Annotated in this window: 2 protein-coding genes and 1 pseudogene; 2 read left to right on the top strand and 1 reads right to left on the bottom strand. The window is 66.4% G+C overall.

Going from position 1 to position 3,477, the window contains the following annotated elements; translation table 11 throughout:
• Positions 1–188 precede the first annotated feature (188 nt).
• Positions 189–1,058 carry a CbiX/SirB N-terminal domain-containing protein gene (locus C468_RS10380; protein WP_008848838.1) on the top strand — a complete coding sequence of 290 codons (870 nt, stop codon included), beginning with the start codon at positions 189–191 and terminating at the stop codon, positions 1,056–1,058.
• Positions 1,059–1,060: 2 nt separating this feature from the next.
• Positions 1,061–2,269 (top strand): DR2241 family protein, encoded by a 1,209-nt coding sequence (locus tag C468_RS10375; RefSeq protein ID WP_008848837.1) that lies wholly within the window; start codon positions 1,061–1,063, stop codon positions 2,267–2,269.
• A 536-nt stretch (positions 2,270–2,805) separates the two neighbouring features.
• Here the strand turns inward: C468_RS10375 and C468_RS17560 are convergent.
• Positions 2,806–3,432, bottom strand: a pseudogene (locus C468_RS17560) (IS6 family transposase); the annotation flags it as partial.
• Positions 3,433–3,477: the final 45 nt, after the last annotated feature.

Genomic DNA, 3,477 nt, shown 5'->3' with positions numbered 1-3,477 from the left:
GAAGGGGCGGGCCCGGGCGGCTTCGCGGGTGTCGGCTGCCAGCGACATGGTCCGGGGTGCGGCGCGGGACGGCATGGCGGTTTCGGTCGGGATCGACGGTCGGCGCCTCGGCGGCGAGCACCGCCGCCGCGTTCCCGCGCCCTCGCACGTGCCGAAGTCCCTAAGAACGGCGCGCCCCCAGGACGTGTATGCAGTCGCTCGTCATCGTCGCACACGGTTCACACCTCAACCCGGGGTCGAGCGCGCCGACGTACGACCACGCGGACACCATCCGCGCGACCGGCGCCTTCGACGAGGTGAAGACCGGCTTCTGGAAGGAGGAACCGCACTTCCGCGAGGTGCTCCGCACCGTCGAAGGCGACGAGATCTTCGTCGTCCCGCTGTTCATCTCCGAGGGCTACTTCACCGAGCAGGTGATCCCCCGCGAGCTCCGGCTCGACGGCTGGGACGTCTCCGAGTGGGACTCCGACGGCCTCTCCGCCGACCAGGCCACCCTCGTCGCCGAGGACATCGACCGCGAGGTCCACTACTGCGGTCCGGTGGGGACCCACCGCGCGATGACCGACGTGATCGTCCGGCGCGCGGAGTCGGTCACCGGCGACCCCGACGTGGGCGACGACTTCGGCCTCGCCGTCGTCGGCCACGGCACCGAGCGCAACGAGAACTCGGCGAAGGCGATCGAGTACCACGCCGACCGGATCGCCGAGCGCGACCGCTTCGACGAGGTGCGGGCGCTCTACATGGACGAGGACCCGGAGGTCGACGACCTCCCCGAGTTCTTCGAGAGCGACGACGTGGTGCTGGTTCCCCTGTTCATCGCCGACGGCTACCACACCCAGGAGGACATCCCGGAGGACGTGGGGCTCTGCGAGGACCACACCGAGGGGTACGACGTCCCCACCGAGGTGGACGGCACGCGGATCTGGTACGCGGGCGCCGTGGGCACCGAGCCCCTGATGGCCGACGTGATCCTCGAACGCGCGGCCGACGCCGGCGCCGACCTCGGGACCGCGCTCGACGACGTGCGCGAGACGACCCGCGTCGCCACGGGGGACTGACCGTGTCCGACCCCACCTCCCCGAGCGCCGAGGCCGCGGCCGACGAGCCCGACGTGCCCGAGATCGACCTTCCGAGCGACGCCTTCGACGCGGTGCTCGACGCGCTCGCCGACCGCGACCCCGGCGAGCCACTCCGGTTCGAGGGGTTCAGCGTCGCGCGTGACGCCGAGGGAGACGACGAGGACGCCCCGGCCGAGGACGCCCCCGCCGAGTACGTGCTCGCCGACGGCGACCGGCCGACCGGGCTGAGCGAGCGCGGCCTCCACGAGGCGCTGTCCGAGCGCGCCGCCGCCGTCACCGACTGGTACGCCTTCGAGCGCGTCGTCGGCGAGTTCGGCCCCCGCCGCGCGTTCCTGCGCTGGCTGGAGGACGCCGACGGCGCGACGGTCGCGGCCCGGTACGCCGCGCTCGCCGAGGGGATCGAGCGCGCGTGGGGCGACCTGCGGATCACGGCCACGGTCACGGAGCGCGGCGAGCGCCGGTACGACGTGCGCCACGCCGACGACGCCGGCGTCCCGGTCGGCGAACTCGACGCGTACGACGACCCCCTCGACGCCCGCGACCTGGTGACCCTCGACGAGAGGGGGCGGTACCGCCCTCTCAAGACCGCGCCGTCGCTCGCGGGCGGGTGGGTCTTCCCGGACCTCGGCCCGCGGGACGCGTACGAAGCGGTCGAGACGATCTACCCCGCGACGGTCGTCAACTGGCACCGCGAGCGCGAGGGCGAGCTCGACGTGACCCACTGGCGCGAGACGATGGCGCGGCAGTCCGGCATCTACGGCGTCGTGAAGACGTGGGACCGCGGCGAGGGGTACGAGCACGTCAACTGGGTCGCGGAGGCGTGCTGTGACGACTCGCAGTGCCTGAAGCGCCGCGAGTGGGAGTACGACGACGACACCGACCTCGACGTCGACGGCGGCGACGGCGTCTTCCCCTGCCGGGAGCCCTGTTCGGTCGTCGTCTCGGCCGCGCGCAAGTGGACGCGGCTGGAGAGCGAGCAACCCCGGACCTACGAGTTCGACCTGACCCCGAGCGAGAAGGAGCAGATAGAGGCGGTTATCGACGCGGTCGCCGACGGCCGGGTCGACGAGATTCGCGAGGCCGACACGAAGGAGGGCGCGAACCGCTACCGGACCCGCTTTTTGCGCGCGAAGCTGTTCGACGACGAGGGGAACCTCGCCGGCGTACCGACCGAGCCGGACGAGGAGTAGGGCGCACCGCGCCGACTCGTTTTGTACCGCATTGTGCCGCACCAACGCCCGCACCTCTACTTATAAATGGAAGTGGTTAGGGGTGATATACGTTTATATACAAATGCGGTGGCGCGCCTCCGAGCGCCCGAAGGGCGCGAGGAGCCCGCGAGGGAGTCGGTCGTCCGGAGCAACGCGGAGGGCGACCGANGACGAGGCTGGGGAGGCGTGAGGTGCGGTGCTGTGCGGTCGGGTGGGACTCAAATGGGCAGCTGCGAGGCGGGAGCAGGCGTTCACGAGAGCGAAGCTCTCGTGAGCCAATCAGAACGCTTCGCGTTCTGATGACGACGAAAGCACCGCAGGGAGCGAGTGAAACGAGCGACCGAGGAGCACAGCGAGCGTGCTCCCGCCTCGCGGCTGGGGCTTTGGAGGTGGTCACCGCAGAATCGGTCGCGTTAAGTCTGGCGTGAATTGTGGTAGACTGCGACGGCTTCGAGCCAATTTTGAGCTGTCTCGAGCGCGACATTGCTGAAACTATTCGCAAACGATGANTGGCGTGAATTGTGGTAGACTGCGACGGCTTCGAGCCAATTTTGAGCTGTCTCGAGCGCGACATTGCTGAAACTATTCGCAAACGATGATGTTCGTCGTTCTATTTCCCAAAAGACACGTTCGATAGCATTTCGATTTCCATGTCGAATGACTTGAAATCGATAGCCATCTTCAGCGAGAACTGGCCCAAGATAGTCTGCGTCATCGACGAGAAATTCCACGTTATTCAGCTGATAGCGCCGGTGTAGCTCGGTCAGAAACCATCGCGTCGTCTGTTTATTTGCGGTCGGATAGAGGCTCACGTGAAGGATCTCGTTCGTATACGGATCAACTGCGCCGTACAGCCAGAACTTCTGACCGTGAAGGCGGATCATCTTTTCGTCAACCGCGAGTTGATCCTCGGAAACGGTCGAAATCGGCTGTAGATTGGCTTTATGAACCCAGTTGTGGATTGCGACGTGACTCCGATCAATTCCATATTCTTCAAGAAATTTACTTACCTCGCGTAGTGACATACCGGCCAAGTGACAGCGGATCCCTACTTCAATCGCCCAGAGCGGAGTTCGATCTCGCTCCACAAACGACAAGTCAATCCACGCGATACCATCGTTGAGGCGGTCGAATTCTGCCATAGACACTCAGAACTCGTCCGCCTCATCCTCTAACTTAACGCGACC

Source organism: Halorubrum kocurii JCM 14978 (genome assembly GCF_000337355.1).
GTDB lineage: Archaea > Halobacteriota > Halobacteria > Halobacteriales > Haloferacaceae > Halorubrum > Halorubrum kocurii.
The sequence above is the reverse complement of the archived record's forward strand: the minus strand, read 5'-3'. Positions and strand labels throughout refer to the sequence as shown.

Bases quoted from the DNA above. Each gene is read 5' to 3' on its own strand.
- C468_RS10380 (WP_008848838.1), top strand. From the start codon at position 189: ATGCAGTCGCTCGTCATCGTCGCACACGGTTCACACCTCAACCCGGGG.